Source organism: Streptomyces sp. NPDC052040 (genome assembly GCF_044548405.1).
In the GTDB taxonomy this organism is placed as follows: domain Bacteria; phylum Actinomycetota; class Actinomycetes; order Streptomycetales; family Streptomycetaceae; genus Streptomyces.
In genome coordinates this window covers 156,818-178,047 of the sequence record NZ_JBIUBV010000007.1, presented here as the reverse complement: position 1 = coordinate 178,047, position 21,230 = coordinate 156,818, and the positions used below count along the sequence as shown (strand labels likewise).

Annotated in this window: 20 protein-coding genes; 16 read left to right on the top strand and 4 right to left on the bottom strand. The window is 71.5% G+C overall.

The window, feature by feature from the left end; translation table 11 throughout:
* Nucleotide 1 precedes the first annotated feature (1 nt).
* From rsmD to mutM, 7 genes are all read left to right on the top strand, one after another.
* Nucleotides 2-589 carry a 16S rRNA (guanine(966)-N(2))-methyltransferase RsmD gene (gene rsmD / locus ACIHAA_RS16970; RefSeq protein WP_399817743.1) on the top strand — a complete coding sequence of 196 codons (588 nt, stop codon included), beginning with the start codon at nt 2-4 and terminating at the stop codon, nt 587-589.
* Nucleotides 590-615: 26 nt separating this feature from the next.
* Complete coding sequence (gene coaD, locus ACIHAA_RS16965; protein ID WP_399818022.1) at nt 616-1,098, top strand: pantetheine-phosphate adenylyltransferase; 483 nt, start codon at nt 616-618, stop codon at nt 1,096-1,098.
* 119 nt (nt 1,099-1,217) lie between these two features.
* Entirely contained in the window at nt 1,218-2,294 is a 1,077-nt protein-coding gene (locus tag ACIHAA_RS16960; RefSeq protein WP_399817741.1) for an ATP synthase F0 subunit B, read from the top strand.
* A gap of 157 nt (nt 2,295-2,451) precedes the next feature.
* Nucleotides 2,452-3,096 (top strand): YceD family protein, encoded by a 645-nt coding sequence (locus tag ACIHAA_RS16955; protein ID WP_399817738.1) that lies wholly within the window; start codon nt 2,452-2,454, stop codon nt 3,094-3,096.
* A gap of 2 nt (nt 3,097-3,098) precedes the next feature.
* Nucleotides 3,099-3,272 (top strand): 50S ribosomal protein L32, encoded by a 174-nt coding sequence (rpmF, locus tag ACIHAA_RS16950; RefSeq protein WP_003951102.1) that lies wholly within the window; start codon nt 3,099-3,101, stop codon nt 3,270-3,272.
* A 19-nt stretch (nt 3,273-3,291) separates the two neighbouring features.
* A complete protein-coding gene (gene rnc / locus ACIHAA_RS16945) occupies nt 3,292-4,122 on the top strand; it encodes a ribonuclease III (protein WP_399817736.1) in 831 nt (276 codons plus the stop codon).
* 242 nt (nt 4,123-4,364) lie between these two features.
* Nucleotides 4,365-5,225, top strand: a complete 861-nt coding sequence (gene mutM, locus ACIHAA_RS16940) for a bifunctional DNA-formamidopyrimidine glycosylase/DNA-(apurinic or apyrimidinic site) lyase (RefSeq protein ID WP_399817734.1) — start codon at nt 4,365-4,367, stop codon at nt 5,223-5,225.
* 13 nt (nt 5,226-5,238) lie between these two features.
* Here the strand turns inward: mutM and ACIHAA_RS16935 are convergent, their stop codons facing one another.
* Nucleotides 5,239-5,625 (bottom strand): winged helix-turn-helix transcriptional regulator, encoded by a 387-nt coding sequence (locus tag ACIHAA_RS16935; RefSeq protein ID WP_399817732.1) that lies wholly within the window; start codon nt 5,623-5,625, stop codon nt 5,239-5,241.
* A gap of 156 nt (nt 5,626-5,781) precedes the next feature.
* Here ACIHAA_RS16935 and ACIHAA_RS16930 point away from each other — a divergent pair, with 156 nt between their 5' ends.
* Nucleotides 5,782-6,366 carry a flavodoxin family protein gene (locus tag ACIHAA_RS16930; RefSeq protein WP_399817730.1) on the top strand — a complete coding sequence of 195 codons (585 nt, stop codon included), beginning with the start codon at nt 5,782-5,784 and terminating at the stop codon, nt 6,364-6,366.
* Nucleotides 6,367-6,459: 93 nt separating this feature from the next.
* Here the strand turns inward: ACIHAA_RS16930 and ACIHAA_RS16925 are convergent, their stop codons facing one another.
* Nucleotides 6,460-7,422: a CAP domain-containing protein gene (locus tag ACIHAA_RS16925; protein ID WP_399817728.1), complete on the bottom strand. Its 963-nt coding sequence runs from the start codon at nt 7,420-7,422 to the stop codon at nt 6,460-6,462.
* A 153-nt stretch (nt 7,423-7,575) separates the two neighbouring features.
* Between ACIHAA_RS16925 and ACIHAA_RS16920 the strand changes: the two genes are divergently transcribed.
* From ACIHAA_RS16920 to ACIHAA_RS16905, 4 genes are all read left to right on the top strand, one after another.
* A complete protein-coding gene (locus ACIHAA_RS16920; protein ID WP_399817726.1) occupies nt 7,576-7,857 on the top strand; it encodes an acylphosphatase in 282 nt (93 codons plus the stop codon).
* 379 nt (nt 7,858-8,236) lie between these two features.
* Nucleotides 8,237-8,440 (top strand): hypothetical protein, encoded by a 204-nt coding sequence (locus ACIHAA_RS16915; RefSeq protein ID WP_399817724.1) that lies wholly within the window; start codon nt 8,237-8,239, stop codon nt 8,438-8,440.
* Nucleotides 8,441-8,661: 221 nt separating this feature from the next.
* Nucleotides 8,662-12,279, top strand: coding sequence for a chromosome segregation protein SMC (smc, locus tag ACIHAA_RS16910; RefSeq protein WP_399817722.1), 3,618 nt, complete (start codon nt 8,662-8,664; stop codon nt 12,277-12,279).
* Between the two features lie 267 nt (nt 12,280-12,546).
* A complete protein-coding gene (locus ACIHAA_RS16905; protein WP_399817720.1) occupies nt 12,547-13,965 on the top strand; it encodes a sugar porter family MFS transporter in 1,419 nt (472 codons plus the stop codon).
* Nucleotides 13,966-14,068: 103 nt separating this feature from the next.
* Here the strand turns inward: ACIHAA_RS16905 and ACIHAA_RS16900 are convergent, their stop codons facing one another.
* Nucleotides 14,069-15,043, bottom strand: coding sequence for an LLM class flavin-dependent oxidoreductase (locus ACIHAA_RS16900; protein WP_399817719.1), 975 nt, complete (start codon nt 15,041-15,043; stop codon nt 14,069-14,071).
* A gap of 135 nt (nt 15,044-15,178) precedes the next feature.
* On the opposite strand from ACIHAA_RS16900, the gene ftsY reads away from it, so the two are divergent.
* A complete protein-coding gene (ftsY, locus tag ACIHAA_RS16895) occupies nt 15,179-16,378 on the top strand; it encodes a signal recognition particle-docking protein FtsY (protein WP_399817718.1) in 1,200 nt (399 codons plus the stop codon).
* Between the two features lie 131 nt (nt 16,379-16,509).
* Here ftsY and ACIHAA_RS16890 read toward each other — a convergent pair whose 3' ends face one another.
* Complete coding sequence (locus tag ACIHAA_RS16890; protein WP_399817716.1) at nt 16,510-17,193, bottom strand: bifunctional DNA primase/polymerase; 684 nt, start codon at nt 17,191-17,193, stop codon at nt 16,510-16,512.
* Nucleotides 17,194-17,635: 442 nt separating this feature from the next.
* Between ACIHAA_RS16890 and ACIHAA_RS16885 the strand changes: the two genes are divergently transcribed.
* From ACIHAA_RS16885 to ACIHAA_RS16875, 3 genes are all read left to right on the top strand, one after another.
* Entirely contained in the window at nt 17,636-19,111 is a 1,476-nt protein-coding gene (locus ACIHAA_RS16885; RefSeq protein WP_399818020.1) for a hypothetical protein, read from the top strand.
* Between the two features lie 435 nt (nt 19,112-19,546).
* On the top strand, nt 19,547-20,887 hold the full coding sequence (locus ACIHAA_RS16880) for an ammonium transporter (RefSeq protein WP_399817714.1): 1,341 nt from the start codon (nt 19,547-19,549) through the stop codon (nt 20,885-20,887).
* Nucleotides 20,884-21,222: a P-II family nitrogen regulator gene (locus ACIHAA_RS16875; RefSeq protein ID WP_399817712.1), complete on the top strand. Its 339-nt coding sequence runs from the start codon at nt 20,884-20,886 to the stop codon at nt 21,220-21,222. The genes ACIHAA_RS16880 and ACIHAA_RS16875 overlap by 4 nt, the downstream gene beginning before the upstream one ends.
* The last annotated feature ends 8 nt before the right edge of the window (nt 21,223-21,230 follow it).

Here is a 21,230-nt window from a genome sequence, read left to right as displayed (position 1 = left end):
GATGACCCGCGTGATCGCCGGCCGGGCCGGCGGACGCCGCCTGGCCGTCCCGCCGGGCACCGGCACCCGCCCCACCTCCGACCGGGCACGCGAGGGACTCTTCTCCACCTGGCAGTCCCTCCTCGGCGGCCCACTGGAGGGCGAGCGGGTCCTCGACCTGTACGCGGGCTCCGGCGCCGTGGGACTGGAGGCGCTGTCCCGCGGAGCGGGCCACACCCTGCTGGTGGAGGCCGACGCCCGCGCCGCCCGTATCGTCCGGGAGAACGTCGGGGCGCTCGGCCTGCCCGGCGCCGAGGTGCGAGCGGGCAAAGCGGAACAGATCATCCGCACCCCGGCACCTGAACGCCCGTACGACCTCGTCTTCCTGGACCCGCCGTACGCGGTCACCGACGACGATCTTCGCGAGATTCTCCTCACACTCCGCACGGGGGGCTGGCTCGCGGCCGAGGCCCTCGTCACCGTGGAGCGCAGCACCAGAGGCGGCGAATTCCGGTGGCCGGACGGCTTCGACGCGATCCGGGCCCGTCGTTACGGCGAAGGGACGTTTTGGTACGGTCGCGCCGCCTCTACGTGCGAAGACGCACGATGACCGGACCGGAGAGCGAGGGATCACAAGTGCGCCGCGCCGTCTGTCCCGGGTCGTTCGACCCGATCACCAATGGACATCTCGACATCATCGCCCGCGCCTCCAGGCTGTACGACGAGGTGTACGTCGCGGTGATGATCAACCAGTCCAAGAAGGGCCTGTTCGAGATCGACGAGCGGATCGGCCTCATCCGCGAGGTCACCGCCGAGTTCGGCAACGTCGTGGTCGAGTCCTTCCACGGCCTGCTCGTCGACTTCTGCAAGCAGCGCGACATCCCCGCCATCGTCAAGGGCCTGCGCGCCGTCAGCGACTTCGACTACGAACTCCAGATGGCCCAGATGAACAACGGCCTGACCGGGGTGGAGACCCTCTTCGTCCCCACCAACCCCACCTACAGCTTCCTGTCCTCCTCCCTCGTCAAGGAGGTCGCCGCCTGGGGCGGCGACGTCTCCCACCTGGTACCGCCGGCTGTCCTCCAGGCCCTGGACGAGCGCCTGAAGAAGACCGGCTGAACCGCCCCGCCGCACCCGCCGTCCCCGACGGCCCGTCAGCCGGTGTCGGCCGGGGCGGATGTGGCCGTACAGTCGATCCGTCCGTCTCCAACACAGCTGTAGAGAGTGGCGAGCACACGGTGGACGTGCAGAAGAAGCTCGACGAGGTCGTCGCGACGGTCTCCGGCGCCCGGTCCATGCCCATGTCGGCCTCGTGCGTGGTCAACCGCGCCGAGCTGCTCTCGATGCTCGACGAGCTGCGCGCGGCCCTGCCCGACTCCCTGGCCCAGGCCCAGGAGCTGATCGGTGGCCGGGAGCAGATGGTCGAGCAGGCACGCCAGGAGGCCGAGCGGATCATCGAGACCGCGCACGCCGAGCGCGGCTCCCTGATCTCCGGCACCGAGGTCGCCCGCCGCTCCCAGAACGAGGCCGACCGGATCCTCACCGACGCCCGCAGGGAGGCCGAGGAGGTCCGCGCCGACGCCGACGACTACGTCGACTCCAAGCTCGCCAACTTCGAGGTCGTCCTCACCAAGACCCTCGGCTCCGTCGGCCGGGGCCGCGAGAAGCTGCTCGGCACCGGCCCCGGCCTCGACGAGCAGGGCTACGAGGACGAGGACGCCCCCGAGCGCAGCCACGACCCCGAGACCCTGCGCCGCGACGCCGACGCCTATGTGGACGCCAAGCTCGGCGCCTTCGAGGCGGTGCTCGCCAAGACCCTGGAGGCCGTCGGCAAGGGCCGCCAGAAGCTGCACGGCCGCCTCGCCAGCGACGACCTCGGCGCCCTCGCCGACGACCCCACGACCGTCCGGCACTCCAGCGACGCCGACTACCTCGCCGACCTCGCGGCCCTCGCCGAAGCCCCGGCGGTGCCCGCCCAGGCCCCCGCGGCGCCCGTGGGAACCCCCGCCGCCGTCCCGGACCCGCAGGAGCAGCCCGCCTACGCCCAGGCACCGGACCCCTACGGCTATCCCGCCGCCGACCAGTACGGGTACCAGCAGCCCTACGTCCAGCAGGACGCCTACGGGTACCAGCAGCCGGACCCGTACGCCGGCTACCCCCAGGCACAGGCGTACGACCAGCAGGCGGCGTACGATCAGAGCCAGGGGCACGGCTACCCCGAGGGCAACGCCCTCGACGAGACCAGCCTCTTCGACACCAGCATGATCAGCGCCGAGCAGCTCCGGGCCTATGAGCAGGGACGCGGCGGTCACTGATCGCGTCGGTGGCGCCGGTGCCCGGTGCGCGGGCACACCGGATTGGGCCGTGAGTGAAAGGTCCAGTATCCTGGTTCTTCGGTCGCGCGTACCTTTCGCGATCCAGGCTGCCCGGATCACGGGACAGCACCCCCGAGCTTCGAGACCGAAAGCAGGAATGGCCCTGAACGCCCGCCTCGACCACCGCAACCCCCTCGTGTTCGACACGCACGAGCTGGGGCGGCGTCCTGGTGCGCTCCAGCGCCTGACCCGTACGGTTGACGCCCTCAAGGACTTCGGTATCCAGGGAGTCGTCGGAGTGCCGGAAGGCGCCCCGATGGAGCTCGACCTCCGGCTGGAGTCGGTCATGGAAGGGGTGCTCGTCACAGGCACCGCCCGTGCATCGGCCGAGGGGGAGTGCGTAAGGTGTCTGGAGCCGCTCGAGCTTGAGCTCGAAGCGGACTTCCAGGAGCTGTTCTCGTACCCTGACGCCGACGACCGGGGCCGTGTGATCGCGGAGCCGGGCGACGACGCCGAGGACGACGAGGACAGGTTCTTCCTCGAGGACGGACTGTTCGACCTCGAACCCCTGCTGCGCGATGCGGTGGTGCTCGCACTGCCGATGCAGCCGGTGTGCCAGGAAGACTGCGCGGGCCTGTGCTCCGAGTGCGGAGCGCGGCTCACGGACGACCCGGACCACCACCATGACGCCGTCGACATCCGTTGGGCGGCGCTGCAAGGACTCGCCGGTTCACTCGAACCCGGCGATAAGGACGAGATGAGCGGCGCCGAAGCGGGCGTCGACGAGAAGCAGGAGAAGTAGCCGTGGCTGTTCCGAAGCGGAAGATGTCGCGCAGCAACACGCGCCACCGCCGGTCGCAGTGGAAGGCTGCGGTCCCCACCCTGGTTGCGTGCGAGCGCTGCCACGAGCCCAAGCAGCAGCACATTGCGTGCCCCTCGTGCGGCACCTACAACAAGCGCCAGGTCCTCGAGGTCTGATCGGCTGGTGAGAGGTCTGATGTCTGACGCCAAAAACAGTCCCCGTCGTAGCGGGGGTGGTTCGGCGGAGAACACAGCCTCGTCCCACACGCTTCTGGAAGGGCGGCTCGGCTACCAGGTCGAGTCCGCCCTTCTGGTGCGTGCGCTCACTCACCGTTCGTACGCGTACGAGAACGGCGGTCTGCCGACGAACGAGCGCCTGGAGTTCCTCGGGGACTCCGTGCTCGGTCTCGTCGTCACGGACACGCTGTACCGCACCCACCCCGACCTGCCCGAAGGCCAACTGGCCAAACTGCGGGCCGCGGTGGTCAATTCGCGTGCGCTGGCGGAGGTGGGCCGCGGGCTCGAGCTCGGCTCCTTCATCCGGCTCGGCCGGGGCGAGGAAGGCACGGGCGGCCGGGACAAGGCGTCCATTCTCGCCGACACCCTCGAAGCGGTGATCGGTGCTGTCTATCTCGACCAGGGACTGGACTCGGCGGCGGAGCTGGTGCACCGCCTGTTCGATCCGCTGATCGAGAAGTCCTCGAATCTCGGTGCCGGCCTGGACTGGAAGACCAGCCTCCAGGAGCTGACCGCGACCGAGGGGCTCGGCGTGCCCGAGTACCTGGTCACGGAGACCGGCCCGGACCACGAGAAGACCTTTACTGCTGCCGCCCGCGTCGGAGGCGTCTCGTACGGCACCGGCACCGGCCGCAGCAAGAAGGAGGCGGAACAGCAGGCCGCGGAGTCGGCCTGGCGTTCCATCCGTGCCGCCGCCGACGAGCGCGCCACGGCGCAGGCCGAGGCGGGAGCCCCCGACGGGGGCACCGACTCCGTCCCGGCCTCGTCGGGCGACTCGGCCACGGCCTGAATCCTTCACCGGACCCCGTCCCGGCGTACCCCGCCGGGACGGGGTCCGTTTTTTCGTCACCGGTCCCGCGCGTCACCGGTCCCGCGCGTTCTCCCGCCGGTAGGGCTTCCGCGCGCGCCCTGACCAGGGGTTCCCGGGAGCGCCGCACCAGCAAGGACCCCCGCCCGCCGGATCCCGTCCGTGGGCCCCCGCCCGCGAGGTACCCTGCGGGCATCGCCCCCTTCACCCTTCCGAGGAGCCCCGTGCCCGAACTGCCCGAGGTCGAGGTCGTACGGCGCGGTCTGGAGCGCTGGGTCGCCCACCGGACCGTCGCCGGGGTGGAGGTGCTGCACCCGCGCGCCGTCCGACGGCACCTGGCGGGCGGCGAGGACTTCGCCCAGCGCCTGCGGGGGCAGCTGCTCGGCGCCCCGAGCCGCCGCGGCAAGTACCTCTGGATCCCGGTCGAGACCACCGGCACGGCGGTCCTGGCCCACCTCGGCATGAGCGGCCAGCTCCTCGTCCAGCCCGACGGCACCGCCGACGAGAAGCATCTGCGGATCCGCCTCCGCTTCGACGACGGCCTCCGCACCGAGCTGCGCTTCGTCGACCAGCGCACCTTCGGCGGGCTTTCCCTGCACGACACCACCCCCGACGGGCTGCCCGAGGTGATCGGGCACATCGCCCGCGACCCCCTGGACCCGCTCTTCGACGACGCCGCCTTCCACGAGGCCCTGCGCCGCAAGCGCACCACCGTCAAGCGGGCCCTGCTCGACCAGTCGCTGATCAGCGGCGTCGGCAACATCTACGCCGATGAGGCCCTGTGGCGCGCCCGCCTCCACTACGAGCGCCCCACGGCCCAGCTCACCCGCCCGCGCACCGCCGAACTCCTCGGCCACATACGGGACGTGATGAACGCCGCGCTGTCCGTCGGCGGCACCAGCTTCGACAGCCTCTATGTCAATGTCAACGGAGAGTCGGGCTACTTCGACCGCTCCCTGGACGCCTACGGCCGCGAGGGCCTGCCCTGCCGCCGCTGCGCCACACCGATGCGCCGCCGCCCCTGGATGAACCGCTCCAGCTACTTCTGCCCCCGCTGCCAGCGGGCCCCGCGGACCGCGCCGTAGCGGAACCGGGCCCTCAGTCGGCGCGGGCGTCGTCGTAGCGGCGGCGTGCCTCCAGCACCTCGTCCATCCGCCCCTCCAGGAGGTGGATGAGGCCCAGCAGCCGTTCGGCCACCTCGCTGCCCAGCGGGGTCAGTTCGTAGTCCACACGCGGAGGGTTGGTGGGCTGCGCCTCGCGGTGCACCAGCCCGTCGCGCTCCAGGGCGTGCAGGGTCTGGGAGAGCATCTTCTCGCTCACCCCGTCGACCCGGCGGCGCAGCTCGTTGAAGCGGAACGAGCCGTCGTGGAGCGCGCCCAGGATGAGCGCCCCCCATCGCCCCGTCACATGCTCCAGCGTGCCCCGCGACGGGCACGCCTTGGAGAACACGTCGTACGGAAGGTCCTCCTGCTGCGTGGTCGTCATGGCTGAAGCGTACTCCAGTACAGCGCTCACCAGCGGCTTGCGCTAACCAAAAGTTAGTGCTTTCCTGTGGTTACCGCACGGCGGGAGCCACCCCTCCGCCGTGCCCCGCCGCCGTCCCCCGCGGACGCCGTCTTCCGTACCTCGAGGAGTACCCCCGTGACCACCCCTGTTGTCTCCATCGCCTACCACTCCGGCTACGGCCACACCGCCGTCCTCGCCGAGGCCGTGCGGGAGGGTGCCGCCGAGGCCGGCGCCCAGGTGCATCTGATCCCGGTCGACACCATCACCGACGAGCAGTGGGCGCTCCTGGACGGCTCGGACGCGATCGTCTTCGGCTCCCCGACCTACATGGGCACCGCGTCCGCCGCCTTCCACGCCTTCGCCGAGGCGTCCTCCAAGCGCTGGTTCGGGCAGGCCTGGAAGGACAAGCTGGCCGCCGGTTTCACCAACTCGGGCTCCAAGAGCGGCGACAAGCTGCACACCCTCCAGTTCTTCCAGATCCTCGCGGCGCAGCACGGAATGAACTGGATCAGCCTCGGGCTGCACCCGGGCTGGAACAGCAGCACCGCCTCCGAGAACGACCTCAACCGCCTCGGGGTCTTCCTGGGCGCCGCCGCGCAGACCAACTCCGACGAGGGACCCGAGGCCGTGCACAAGGCCGATGTGGAGACCGCCCGCCACCTTGGCCGCCGTGTCGCCGCGACGGCCCGGACCTTCACCCTGGGCCGCGCGGCGGCGTGACCCGCCGGACCCGCAGGCGCCCCCCGCCCGGGAGACCGGACAGGGGGCGCGTGCGTGTGTTCGGGTTGGCGCGGACCGGGGTCCGCGCGCGGCTCAGTAGCCGAAGTCCTGCGTCCACCAGGGGCCGCCCGACCCCTGGTGCACCCCGACGCCCAGGGTCTTGAAGTCGCAGTTCAGTATGTTCGCCCGGTGGCCGGGGCTGTTCATCCAGGCTTCCATCACGTCCTGGGCGGTCGCCTGGCCGCGGGCTATGTTCTCGCCGCCCAGGTCCGTTATGCCGAGCGAGGCCGCCCGGTCCCAGGGGTCCCGGCCGCTCGGGTCGGTGTGGTCGAAGAAGTTCCGCGCCGCCATGTCGTCACTGAAGGCCTGCGCCAGCGTCGTCAGCTCACCGCTCGCGGACACCGCGCTGCATCCCACCTTGGCCCGCTCCTGGTTGACCAGGGCGAGCACCGCGGCCGTGGCCGAGGAGGGAACGGACATCGCCGGTGCGGCGGAGACCACGGGCTTCTTCGCCGCCTGCCGCTGGGCGGGCGGAGCGGTCGTCGCCGTCTGCGTCGCGGTCGGGGACGGCGACTGTGCGGGAGTGTGCACCGGGGCGGCCGAGGACACCGGGGCCGAAGGGGTGCCGGTCGGCGCGGCGGCCGCTCCGCCGCGCGCGTGGTCGCGGCTGGTGGACGCCGGACCGCGGTCTCCGGCCGAGCCGCCCGTGCCGCTCTGCTGGGTGGCGAAGCCCGACGGGGCGGTGGCCCCGGCCTGCACATCCCCTGCGTCGCCGCTCACCGTGAAGTTCTTGGCGCCGGGCAGCACGCCCGTGGCGACCGCCACCGTGCCCAGCGCGACGGCCGCCGAAACACCCAGCAGGCCGGTGCGCACCGGAGTTGCGGCCTTCTTCCTGCGGCGCGAACGGGTGGTCTGCCGTTCGGCCTCCAGGACGGCGGCGAAGCCGTAGAGGTTCTCCGGGCCGTAGCGCTCCGTGGGGGGCTCGTGGTTCTGTGTCACCCCGGTCGCACGGCCGGTGGCGGCGCGTCCGGCGGCGGCGCGTCGGTGGCGTCCCATGTGCTGGCCTTCCTGGTCTTGCGGTCAGCGCTACTGAATCGAAACTCGCTCGATCGGGTGAGTTTCACATCAGATTCATATGAGTGGGGACGCTACCGCATCACACGAGTGGAGGAAGTGCCTGGAGTGACATTGGCCGGTTAGCGTGCAGCCATGAACGACGATGCACGGCTTGTCGCGTGGGTGCGCGGACGTGTCCAAGGTGTGGGTTTCCGCTGGTTCACCCGGGCCAAGGCGCTGGAGATCGGCGGCCTGCGCGGTTTCGCCCTCAATCTCGACGACGGTCGGGTCCAGGTGGTCGCCGAGGGTCCGCGGGGCGGCTGCGAAGGACTGCTGGACTGGCTCCAGGGGGACGACACACCCGGGAGAGTGGAGGGAGTCACTGAGATTTGGGACACGCCCCGCGGCGGCTACGACGGCTTCGCGATCCGCTGAGCCCTCCGCGCGCGACCCCCGGGCGGCGGCGCGAGAACCGCTCCCGGGCCCCCGCCCGCGGTGAAAACCCCCAGGTGGTTGCCAAGAACGGCACACCGTGGCAGGCTCCGGGAACAAGAGTGATCGCCGCACCCTCCGGGTCCCGAAGGAGCCGCAGCGCCGCCCGCACCGGGCCGCGCGCCCCCGGGACGCCCGCGATTGCGGGGTGTGATCGTGTTGACCGTCAAACTTTTTGGTGAGACGCTGAAAGCCCCGCGCACCTTAGCTGTTTGGCATGTAAGAACGGCGCTAGAACTGAAGAGTGCCAAGCACCGCGGGTGCGAATCCCTCACGACCCACACCGCATCGGTCGGTCACTCAGTGTGGAGGACCATCCATCATGGCAAAGGCGCTTCTCGGTTACGTCGGCGGCTCCGACCCGCGACTCCTCTCCGAGATGCGACGGCTCCAGCAGCGCGTCCAGGAGCTCGAATCCGAGCTCGTACGGATCCAGGCCGAGAACGACGCGCTGACGGCTGCCGCTTCTCACGACAGGATCATGGAGAGCATCGACGCACACCAGGCGGAGCCCGCGCTCACCTGACAACCGCATCGCTCCACCAGGCACAGGCAGCGGTTGGCCACCTGTATCAACCATTCAGCTGTCCGAGTTGCAAGGGACGCCCCTGGCGTCCCTTCTTTCTTTCCCCCGCACACCCATTCAGCCTCTTCAACGGATGGTGTGCCCTGCGCGTTCAACCGTGAAACCGCAGGGAGACCGGGGTTCGCGGTCCCCGCAGCCCCCGGCGGGTAGAGTCCAGCGGCGTGCACCTCAAGGCCCTGACCCTTCGCGGCTTCAAGTCGTTCGCCTCGGCGACCACACTCCGGTTCGAGCCGGGGATCACCTGTGTGGTGGGGCCGAACGGCTCGGGCAAGTCCAATGTGGTGGACGCCCTCAGCTGGGTCATGGGCGAGCAGGGCGCCAAGTCGCTGCGCGGCGGCAAGATGGAGGACGTCATCTTCGCCGGCACCACCGGGCGCCCGCCGCTCGGCCGCGCCGAGGTGTCCCTGACCATCGACAACTCCGACGGCGCCCTGCCCATCGAGTACTCCGAGGTCACCATCACGCGGATCATGTTCCGCAACGGCGGCAGCGAGTACCAGCTCAACGGCGACACCTGCCGCCTCCTCGACATCCAGGAACTGCTGTCCGACTCCGGCATCGGCCGCGAGATGCATGTCATCGTCGGGCAGGGCCAGCTCGACTCGGTGCTGCACGCCGACCCCATGGGCCGCCGGGCCTTCATCGAGGAGGCCGCGGGCGTCCTCAAGCACCGCAAGCGCAAGGAGAAGGCCCTGCGGAAACTGGACGCCATGCAGGCGAACCTCGCCCGCGTCCAGGACCTGACCGACGAACTGCGCCGCCAGCTCAAGCCCCTGGGCCGCCAGGCCGCCGTCGCCCGCCGGGCCGCCGTCATCCAGGCCGACCTGAGGGACGCCCGGCTGCGCCTGCTCGCCGACGACCTCGTACGGCTGCGCAGCGCGCTCCAGGCCGAGATCGCCGACGAGGCCGCCCTCAAGAACCGCAAGGAGACCGCAGAGGCCGAGCTGAGGAAGGCACTCCAGCGCGAGGCGCACCTGGAGGACGAGGTACGGCGGCTGACGCCCCGTCTGGGGCGCGCCCAGCAGACCTGGTACGAGCTGTCCCAGCTGGCGGAGCGGGTGCGGGGCACGGTCTCGCTGGCCGACGCCCGGGTCAAGAGCGCCACCTCCGCGCCCCCGGAGGAACGGCGCGGACGCGACCCCGAGGACATGGAGCGCGAGGCCGCCCGCATCCGCGAGCAGGAGGCGGAGCTGACCGCGGCCCTGGAAGCCGCCGAACGCGCGCGGGAGGACACGGTCGCGCACCGGGCCGAACTGGAACGCGAACTGGCCCAGGAGGAGCGTCGGCTGAAGGACGTGGCGCGCTCGATCGCCGACCGGCGCGAGCAGCTGGCCCGGTTGAACGGGAAGGCGGGCGCGGCCCGTTCCCGCGCGGCCTCCGCCCAGGCCGAGATCGACCGCCTCGCCGCGGCCCGCGACGAGGCGCAGGAGCGCGCGGTCGCCGCGCAGGAGGAGTACGAGGCCCTCCAGGGCGAGGTGGACGGCCTGGACGCGGGCGACGCGGAGCTGACCGACCGCCATGAGACGGCGAAGCGCGGCCTGGCCGAGGCCGAGGCGGCCCTGTCGGCCGCCCGGGAGGCGGCCACCGCGGCGGAACGGGGACGCGCCGCGGTCGCGGCCCGCCGCGAGGCCCTCGCCCTGGGCCTGCGCCGCAAGGACGGCACCGGCGCGCTGCTGGGCGCGGGGAACCGGCTGTCCGGACTGCTGGGCCCGGCGGCCGAACTGCTCACCGTCACCCCCGGCCACGAGGTGGCGGTGGCGGCGGCCTTCGGCGCCGCCGCGGACGCGGTCGCCATGACGGACCCCTCCTCGGCGGCCGAAGCCATCCGCCTGCTCCGCAAACAGGACGCGGGACGCGCGTCACTGGTGCTGGCCGGGGCTCCCGACGAGGTGGGCGAGCCGGGTGGCGGCACGGAGACGACCGCCGTGCGGGCCGGTACGAACGCCACGGTCCCCGCCCCCCACGGCTCCCCCGACCGGCTCCTCCTCGCCGCCGATCTCGTCCGCGGCCCCGTCGCGCTGATGCCCGCCGTGCGGCGGCTGCTGCGCGGCATCGTCGTGGTCGCCACCCTGGAGGACGCCGAGGAGGTCGTCGAGGCGTGGCCCGGCCTGACCGCCGTCACCGCCGAGGGCGATCTGCTGGGCGCCCACTTCGCGCACGGCGGGTCCGCGGGCGCGCCCAGTCTGCTGGAGGTGCAGGCCTCCGTCGACGAGGCCACCGCCGAACTGGAGGAACTCGACGTCCGCTGCGAGGCGCTGGCCGAGGCGCAGCGGCAGGCCGGGGAGCGCCGCACCGAGTGCGCCGCCCTGGTGGAGGAGCTGGGGGAGCGGCGCCGGGCCGCCGAGCGGGAGAAGTCCGGGGTCGCCCAGCAGCTGGGGCGGCTCGCCGGGCAGGCCCGGGCCGCCGCCGGCGAGGCCGAGCGTTCCACCGCGGCCGCGGCCCGTGCCCAGGAGGCGCTGGAGCAGGCCCTGCTGGAGGCCGAGGAACTCGCCGAGCGGCTCGCCGCCGCCGAGGAGATGCCGGTCGAGGAGGAGCCCGACACCTCCGTACGCGACCGGCTCGCCGCCGACGGGGCGAACGCGCGGCAGACCGAGATGGAGGCCCGCCTCCAGGTCCGTACCCATGAGGAACGGGTCAAGGGACTGACCGGCCGCGCCGACGCCCTGGACCGGGGCGCCCGCGCCGAACGCGAGGCACGACTCCGTGCCGAGCAGCGGCAGGCCCGGCTGCGCCACGAGGCGTCCGTCGCCGGGGCCGTCGCGTCCGGTGCCCGGCAGCTGCTGGCCCATGTGGAGGTGTCCCTGGGCCGGGCGCAGGCCGAGCGTGCCGCCGCCGAGGCCGCCAAGGCACGGCGCGAGGAGGAGCTGGCCGCCGCACGGGCCGCGGGCCGCGACCTCAAGTCCGAGCTGGACAAGCTCACCGACTCGGTGCACCGCGGCGAGGTGCTGGGCGCGGAGAAGCGGCTGCGCATCGAGCAGCTGGAGACCAGGGCGCTGGAGGAACTCGGCGTCGAGCCCGCGGGCCTGGCCGCCGAGTACGGGCCCGACCAGCCGGTGCCGCCGTCGCCGCCCGCCGAGGGCGAGGAACTGCCGGAGGACCCCGGGCATCCGCGCAACCAGCCGCGGCCCTTCGTCCGGGCCGAGCAGGAGAGGCGGCTCAAGGCGGCCGAGCGGGCCCATCAGCAGCTCGGCAAGGTGAACCCGCTGGCCCTCGAGGAGTTCGCGGCGCTGGAGGAGCGGCACAAGTTCCTCAGTGAGCAGCTGGAGGACCTGAAGAAGACGCGGGCCGATCTTCTCCAGGTGGTGAAGGAGGTCGACGAGCGGGTCGAGCAGGTCTTCACCGAGGCGTACCGGGACACGGCCCGCGAGTTCGAGGGCGTCTTCAGCCGGCTGTTCCCCGGCGGCGACGGGCGGCTGGTGCTGACCGACCCGGACAACATGCTCACCACCGGCGTCGATGTCGAGGCCCGCCCGCCGGGCAAGAAGGTCAAGCGGCTGTCCCTGCTCTCCGGCGGGGAGCGGTCGCTGACCGCCGTGGCGCTGCTGGTGTCCATCTTCAAGGCCCGGCCCAGTCCCTTCTATGTGATGGACGAGGTCGAGGCCGCTCTCGACGACACCAACCTCCAGCGGCTGATCCGCATCATGCAGGAGCTCCAGGAGGCCTCCCAGCTGATCGTGATCACGCACCAGAAGCGGACGATGGAGGTCGCGGACGCGCTGTACGGGGTCTCCATGCAGGGCGACGGTGTGTCGAAGGTCATCTCCCAGCGTCTCCGCTGATCCACGGGCCCCGTACCGTCCCTGACCTGCATCTCCTCTAAATTTCAACTTCTGAACACAAAGCTCCGCTGTCTGGGTGACGAGCTGGCACACCTCACCCCTATTGACTTCGAAACTTGAAGGCATAGTCTCTGCAACGTTGCTTTTACCTTCAGGTGTGAGCGGCGGCTGAATTCAGGGCCTCCGGGTACTTGGATGCCGACACCCACCCTTGAGAGGGCTCACCCCCACCCCCGGCAGCGTTGCCGGTGGCCCGAGGAGTTATTCGTGACCAGCACAGCGCAGGCACCCCAGTCAGGAGCCGGGACGGCTCACCCCGAGCATCTCGGGCATGTCATCTTCATCGCGGCAGCGGCCGCGATGGGCGGTTTCCTGTTCGGCTACGACAGCTCCGTGATCAACGGCGCCGTCGAGGCCATCCGGGGCCGCTACGACATCGGCTCCGCAGCGCTGGCCCAGGTCATCGCCATCGCCCTGATCGGCTGTGCCGTCGGTGCCGCCACCGCGGGCCGCATAGCCGACCGCATCGGCCGCATCCGCTGCATGCAGATCGCGGCGGTCCTCTTCACCGTCAGCGCCGTCGGCTCCGCACTGCCCTTCGCGCTGTGGGACCTCGCCCTGTGGCGCATCATCGGCGGCTTCGCCATCGGCATGGCCTCCGTGATCGGCCCGGCCTACATCGCGGAGGTGGCCCCGCCCGCCTACCGCGGCCGGCTCGGCTCCTTCCAGCAGGCGGCGATCGTCGTCGGTATCGCCATCTCCCAGCTGGTCAACTGGGGTCTGCTGAACGCCGCGGGCGGCGACCAGCGCGGCAAGCTGATGGGCCTGGAGGCCTGGCAGGTCATGCTGGGTGTCATGGTCGTCCCGGCCGTCCTCTACGGTCTGCTCTCCTTCGCGATCCCCGAGTCCCCGCGCTTCCTGATCTCCGTCGGCAAGCGTGAGCGCGCCCGCGAGATCCTCGCCGAGGTCGAGGGCGAGAGCACCGATCTGGACGCCCGCGTCGCCGAGATCGAGCACGCCATGAAGAGCGAGCACAAGTCCTCCTTCAAGGACCTGCTCGGCGGCGGCTTCTTCTTCAAGCCGATCGTCTGGGTCGGCATCGGCCTGTCGGTGTTCCAGCAGTTCGTGGGCATCAACGTCGCGTTCTACTACTCCTCGACGCTGTGGCAGTCGGTCGGCGTCGACCCCTCGGACTCGTTCTTCTACTCCTTCACCACGTCGATCATCAACATCGTCGGCACCGTGATCGCGATGATCTTCGTGGACCGCATCGGCCGCAGGCCGCTCGCGCTCATCGGTTCGGTGGGCATGGCCGTCGGTCTCGCGCTGGAGGCCTGGGCGTTCTCGTACCACCTGGTCGACGGCAAGCTGCCGAGCACCCAGGGCTGGGTCGCCCTGATCGCCGCCCATGTCTTCGTCCTCTTCTTCGCCCTCTCCTGGGGTGTGGTCGTCTGGGTCATGCTCGGCGAGATGTTCCCGAACCGGCTCCGCGCCGCCGCCCTGGGCGTGGCCGCCGCCGCGCAGTGGATCGCCAACTGGGCGATCACCGCGAGCTTCCCGTCGCTGGCCGACTGGAACCTGTCCGGCACCTATGTGATCTACACGGTCTTCGCCGCGCTCTCCATCCCGTTCGTCCTGAAGTTCGTGAAGGAGACGAAGGGCAAGTCCCTGGAGGAGATGGGCTGACCGCCCTCCCGAACTCGAGGGGAAGGGCCAAGTCCCCGCTGCCTCTCTCCTCGACACCCTCCGCCGCCCGGCTCGGTCACTGCCCGAGCCGGGCGGCGGTGCGTCAGCCGTCGAGCCGGGGCAGCACCCGCTCGCAGAACAGCCGCAGACCGCGCCAGCCCTCCTCCGGATCCATCCCGCCCGCCAGCGGATGCAGCACCAGGCTGTCCAGGCCGAGCGCCAGGCACTGCTCGGGCGTCACGATCCGGTACACCCCCTCCGCGCGCAGCTCCTCCACCGTGGTGGCCGAGGAGCGCACCGCCGAGCGGACCCCGCCGCCGGACTGCCAGGAGGCGTACGCCCGCGCCTCGTGCAGCAGATGGCCGCCGTACCGGGCCCAGGCCCGCTCCGGGTCCTCCGCGAGATGCAGCAGCGGCGTCTCGGCCGCGGGCATCAGGGTCCAGCCCGCGGTGCCGTACTCGACCAGCCGCTCTCGGTAGTACGCCGCCAGCTCCGGCAGATGCGCGCTCGGGAAGAACGGCAGCCCCAGCCGGGCGGCACGGCGGGCCGACGCCCGGGAGGAGCCGCCGACCAGCAGCGGCGGATGCGGCCGGGTGTACGGGCGCGGGGTGATGCGCACGGTACGGCCGCGATGGCGGAACTCCTCACCCGTCCACGCCGCCAGCAGGGTTTCCAGCAGCTCGTCCTGGAGCCGCCCGCGCCGCTTCCACTCCACGTCGAAGAGCGCGTACTCCTCGGGCCGGTACCCGATGCCCACGACGGTGACCAGCCGTCCGCCGCTGAGCAGATCCAGTACGGCGATGTCCTCGGCCAGCCGCAGCGGGTCGTACAGCGGCCCGATGGCCGCCGCAACCGTGACCGTCAGCCGCCGGGTCGCACCGAGGACCGCCCCGGCGAGGGCGAAGGGCGACGGCAGCCAGTTGTCGGCCGCCCCGTGGTGCTCCTCGGTCTGCACGGCGGTGATCCCGCACGCGTCGGCGTACGCGGCCATCTCCACGGCCGCGCGATAGCGTGCCGCCAGCGAATCGGGGGTCGCACCGGGCTCGACGAGGTTGAACCGCAGGACCGTGACGGCCATGGGAGGGCCCCCTTCAGCTTCGCCGGCGGGTGTGCCACCAAGGACCGTAGCTGACGGAGTGTCAGACAACCAGGGCTCCGCGCCCGGAGCCGCCGCCGAACGGCCCGGGGGCCGGTCCCGCATACTGGAGCCGTTATGGAAATCGTCATCCTTGCCGTAGTCATCGCCGTGGTCGTGCTCGGCGTGCTCGGGCTCGTCGTCAGTGGTCGCAGGAAGAAGCCGCTGCCCCCGGCGCCCCCCACGACGCCCGACCTCACCGCCCCCCCGGCCGAGCCGCATGTCGGCGACGAGGCCGAGAAGCCGAGCGACGAGGAGCGCCGGACAATAGAGGAGGTGGACCTCCCGGCGGGCTCCGCGCCCGTCGTCGTGGAGGAACCGCCCGCCGCCGAAGCGCCCCCCATCGAGATCCCCGAGCCCACCGCCGGACGCCTCGTCCGCCTGCGCGCGCGGCTGTCCCGCTCGCAGAACGCGCTCGGCAAGGGGCTGCTCACGCTCCTGTCCCGGGAGCATCTCGACGACGAGACCTGGGAGGAGATCGAGGACACCCTCCTCACCGCCGACGTCGGGGTGCTGCCCACCCAGGAGCTGGTGGAGCGGCTTCGTGAGCGCGTACGGGTGCTCGGCACCCGCACCCCCGCGGAGCTGCGCGGGCTGCTGCGCGAAGAGCTGCTGACGCTGATCGGCCCCGACATGGACCGCACCGTCCACACCGAGCCGGAGAGCACCAAGCCCGGCATCGTGATGGTCGTGGGCGTCAACGGCACCGGCAAGACCACCACCACCGGCAAGCTCGCCCGGGTCCTGGTGGCCGACGGCAGCAGCGTCGTCCTCGGCGCCGCCGACACCTTCCGCGCGGCCGCCGCCGACCAGCTGGCGACCTGGGGCGAGCGGGTCGGCGCCCACATCGTGCGCGGTCCCGAGGCCGGCGACCCCGCCTCCGTCGCCTTCGACGCGGTCAAGGAGGCCAAGGAGATCGGCGCCGATGTCGTCCTCATCGACACCGCGGGCCGCCTGCACACCAAGACCGGCCTCATGGACGAGCTGGGCAAGGTCAAGCGGGTCGTCGAGAAGCACGCCCCGCTGGACGAGGTGCTGCTGGTCCTCGACGCCACCACCGGGCAGAACGGTCTGATCCAGGCGCGCGTCTTCGCCGAGGTCGTGAACATCACCGGCATCGTGCTCACCAAGCTGGACGGCACCGCCAAGGGCGGCATCGTGATCGCGGTCCAGCGTGAGCTGGGCGTTCCGGTGAAGCTGGTCGGCCTGGGCGAGGGCGCCGACGATCTGGCCCCGTTCGAGCCGGAGGCGTTCGTCGACGCACTCATCGGAGAGTGACCGCGGGCCGGGGGTGCCCACCACCCGCCGGTCCCCGCACATGGAACAGCGCCTGTCCCCCTGATGCAGGGGGACAGGCGCTGTTCCGTGCGGAAGCGGGACTCCCGCGGGCGGGGGAGCGGAGTGCGGGTCTACGGGAGGTCGAACGCCGACCGGGCCCGGGAGCGGTGGGCCGCATGGGCCAGCGCGCCGATCAGCAGGCGCGCGGCGGGCGGCCGGACCGCCGAGTCGAAGGCGGGGGAGCGCAGCCAGCGGACCGGGCCGAGGCCGCCGCGGTCCGAGGGCGGAGCCGTGACGCAGGTCCCCTCGCCCAGGGCGCGCAGATCGAGGTCCGTGTCGTCCCAGGCCATCCGGTAGAGCAGGGCGGGCAGCTCGGCCGCGGAGCCGGGGGCGACGAAGAACTGGGCGCGGCCGTCCGGGGTCGCCAGGACCGGCCCGACCGGGATGCCCATGCGCTCCAGCCGGACCAGCGCGTGCCGCCCGGCCGCCTCGGCGACCTCCAGCACGTCGAAGGCGCGGCCCACCGGCAGCATCACCGCCGCACCCGGCACCTCGGCCCAGGCGCCGGTGGCCTCGTCGAGGGTCGCACCGGCGGCCACCAGAGGGGCGAAGCTCAGCGGATGCGCGCCCGGTGCGGCACAGCCCGTGTCCCCGCAGGAGCAGGCGCCCGCGGCCGCGCGGGCCCCCGGTACCACGTCCCAGCCCCACAGGCCCGTGTATTCGGCCACGGCGAGGCACTCCGACCAACGGCCCCGGCGCCGGGCGCCGGGGCGGATCTCGCGCATGCTCCGCGTGCCGCCGATCGTGAAGCCCATGCCCCCTCCAACGGTTCGGGACCGCCGATGGTTACGCCCCGGAATCGTGATGTGACGGAACGTCATGCATTCACCGGGGCTTCCCCGGTGGTGCGCAGGGTGGTGAATTCCGCGGCGGGCGCCGGTGAATACACCCCTCCATCCACTTCCGGCTGTCTGGTGTCAAGTGAATCGCGCCCGGGCGGCGGCGAGTTCATTCGAAGGGGTGGCGAATGGTGGCGCTTCTGGATTCGCCATGGCTGGGCGGGTGATCGTAGGACTACTTTGAGTGCACGGTTCCTGGGGACGCATGCACTCGTGGGTATGCCGGAGGCAAGCCGGGTTCCCGCCCTGCGGCCGAGAACCGCCGGACGCGGGGCCGCGTCCGGCGGCATTCTGGTAAGGCTTTGGCGCACGGCGCGCAGCGGACGGCGCACAGGTGGATTCAGGGATGGGGGCTCCAGTGGGCGGCAACGGCGGAAGCGGTACGAACGCTGAGAAGCGCCCCAATGAGCTGCTCGGCTCCTGGTTCGTCCGCAGCGGCTGGTCGAAGGGCGAGCTGGCCCGGCAGGTGAACCGCAGGGCCCGCCAGCTGGGGGCCAACCACATCTCCACGGACACCTCCCGCGTCCGCCGCTGGCTGGACGGGGAGAATCCGCGCGAGCCGATCCCGCGCATCCTCTCCGAGCTGTTCTCCGAGCGCTTCGGCTGTGTGGTCTCCATCGAGGACCTGGGCCTGCGCGCCGCCCACCAGTCACCCTCCGTGTCCGGAGTCGACCTGCCCTGGACGGGCCCGCAGACGGTGGCCCTGATCAGCGAGTACTCGCGCAGCGACCTGATGCTGGCGCGGCGCGGCTTCCTCGGTACCTCGCTGGCGCTGTCCGCGGGCCCGTCCCTCATCGAGCCCATGCAGCGCTGGCTGGTGCCGAGCCCCGCCGCCGCCCGCCCGGTGCCCGAGCCCGCCGCCTCCGCCCGGGGCCGCGGCAGACTGTCCCCGCCCGAGCTGGACCTGCTCGAGGCGACGACGGTGATGTTCCGCAAGTGGGACGCCCAGTGCGGCGGGGGACTGCGCCGCAAGGCCGTCGTCGGCCAGCTGCACGAGGTGACCGACCTCCTCCAGGAGTCCCAGCCGGAGGCCACCGCCCAGCGCCTCTTCAAGGTCGCCGCCGAGCTGGCCGAGCTGGCGGGCTGGATGAGCTACGACGTGGGGCTCCAGCCCACCGCGCAGAAGTACTTCGTCCTCGCCCTGCACGCCGCCAAGGAGGCCGGGGACCGGCCGCTCGGCTCCTACATCCTCTCCAGCATGAGCCGCCAGATGATCCATCTCGGCCGGCCCGACGACGCCCTGGAGCTGATCCACCTCGCCCAGTACGGCAGCCGGGACTGTGCGAGCCCGCGCACCCAGGCCATGCTGTATGCGATGGAGGCCCGCGCCTACGCGAACATGGGCCAGCCCGGCAAGTGCAAGCGCGCCGTCCGGATCGCCGAGGACACCTTCGCCGATGCCCTCGAATTCACCGCGCCCGAGCCCGACTGGATCCGCTTCTTCTCCGAGCCCGAGCTGCACGCCGAGAATGCCCACTCCTACCGCGACCTCGCCTATGCCGCAGGCCGCAGCCCCGCCTACGCCTCCCTCGCCCAGCCGCTGATGCAGAAGGCCGTCGACGGCTTCGCCGGGGACGGCGAGCACCAGCGGTCATACGCACTCAATCTGATCGGCCTGTCCTCCGTGCACCTCCTCCAGCGGGAGCCGGAGCAGGGCGCCTCCCTCGCCCGCCAGGCCATGGGGACCGCCAGAAAAGTCCGGTCCGAACGGGTCAACACTCGTATCCGAAAGACCGTCGACACGGCGGTGCGCGAGTACGGCGAGCTCGCGGAGGTCGTCGAGCTGGCCGACCACCTCGCCGCCCATCTGCCCGAGACCGTCGAGGCGGTCTGACCCCGGCCCACCGCACCAGCAGGGCCCCCACGACCCCGGCCGCGGCCGCCATCCCGAACTGCCCGACTCGGCTCCCCCATGCCAGGTCATCGGATGGCTGTCGCGGCCGGACGCACGATCATTCCGGTGAACGGCGCGGGACGCCCGCGGGCCCCGTTGATCACCGCGGAGCCCGGGCGAATGATGGCCGCGATGCCACTGCCGCGACGCCCTCCGCCCGGGACCGCGTCCCGACGACGCCCGGCCGGACCGGCTTCCGGCAGTTCATCAACGCGTAACACGCACGGCACCTTCGTCACTGCGGCGAAACATCGAGGGGCGTCGACGGAAACCGCGCTGCGTCAGTCTCGTGCCCCACAACCGGCCCGCCCCTCATGACCCGACCGCCCTCAGGCTTCGCCCGCATGGGGCCGTACAACCGACGAGGAGACGCCGATGGCACCAGCCATCATGCTTGCGGCGGACGCACCCAAGCTGTCGTCCGCCAATACCGGCTTCATGCTGATCTGTTCCGCCCTGGTGATGCTGATGACGCCGGGCCTGGCCTTCTTCTACGGAGGCATGGTCCGCGTCAAGAGCACCCTGAACATGCTGATGATGAGCTTCATCAGCCTGGGCATCGTCACCGTCCTGTGGGTGCTCTACGGCTTCTCCATGGCCTTCGGCGACGACAAGGGCTCGCTCCTCGGCTGGACCTCCGACTACGTCGGCTTCAGCGGCATCGGCAAGACGGAACTGTGGCCCGGCTACACCATCCCGGTCTTCGTCTTCGCCGTCTTCCAGCTGATGTTCGCCATCATCACGCCCGCCCTGATCAGCGGCGCCCTGGCGGACCGGGTGAAGTTCACCGCCTGGTCCCTCTTCCTCGTGCTGTGGGTCACGATTGTGTACTTCCCGGTCGCCCACTGGGTCTGGGGCAGCGGCGGCTGGGCGTTCAAGCTGGGCGTCATCGACTTCGCGGGCGGTACGGCGGTCCACATCAACGCCGGTGCGGCCGCACTCGGTGTGATCCTGGTGATCGGCAAGCGGGTCGGCTTCAAGAAGGACCCGATGCGCCCGCACAGCCTCCCGCTGGTCATGCTCGGCGCCGGGCTCCTGTGGTTCGGCTGGTTCGGCTTCAACGCGGGCTCCTGGCTCGGCAACGACGACGGCGTCGGCCCCCTGATGTTCGTCAACACACAGGTCGCCACCGGCGCGGCCATGCTCGCCTGGCTCGCCTACGAGAAGATCCGCCACGGCGCGTTCACCACCCTGGGCGCCGCCTCCGGCGCCGTCGCGGGCCTGGTCGCGATCACCCCCTCCGGCGGCGCGGTCTCCCCGCTCGGCGCGATCGCCGTCGGCGCCATCGCCGGTGTGCTGTGCGCCATGGCCGTGAACCTGAAGTACCGGTTCGGCTTCGACGACTCCCTGGACGTCGTCGGCGTCCACATGGTCGGCGGCATCCTGGGCTCCCTGCTCATCGGCCTCTTCGCCAGCGGCAAGGGCCAGTCCGACGTGAAGGGCCTCTTCTACGGCGGCGGCCTCGACCAGTTCTGGAAGCAGTGCGCCGGTGTCTTCGCCGTCCTCGCCTACTCCCTGATCGTCTCCGCCGTCCTCGCCTTCCTCCTCGACCGGACCATCGGCATGCGGGTCCCCGAGGACGAGGAGGTCTCCGGCATCGACCAGGCCGAACACGCCGAGACCGCATACGACTTCAGCGGCGCGGGCGGCGGCGTCATCGGTTCCTCCGCCCCCGGGTCACTGGCCGCAGCGCAGAGCAGGAAGGTGGACGCATGAAGCTCATCACCGCCGTCGTGAAGCCCCACCGGCTGGACGAGATCAAGGAGGCACTCCAGGCCTTCGGGGTACACGGCCTGACGGTCACCGAGGCGAGCGGCTACGGCCGGCAGCGGGGACACACGGAGGTCTACCGGGGCGCCGAGTACACGGTCGACCTCGTCCCCAAGATCCGGATCGAGGTACTGGCCGAGGACGACGACGCCGAACAGGTGATCGAGATCATCGTCAAGGCCGCCCGCACCGGCAAGATCGGGGACGGCAAGGTCTGGTCCGTGCCGGTCGAGACGGCGGTCCGGGTGCGGACCGGCGAACGCGGCCCCGACGCACTGTAAGGCACCGA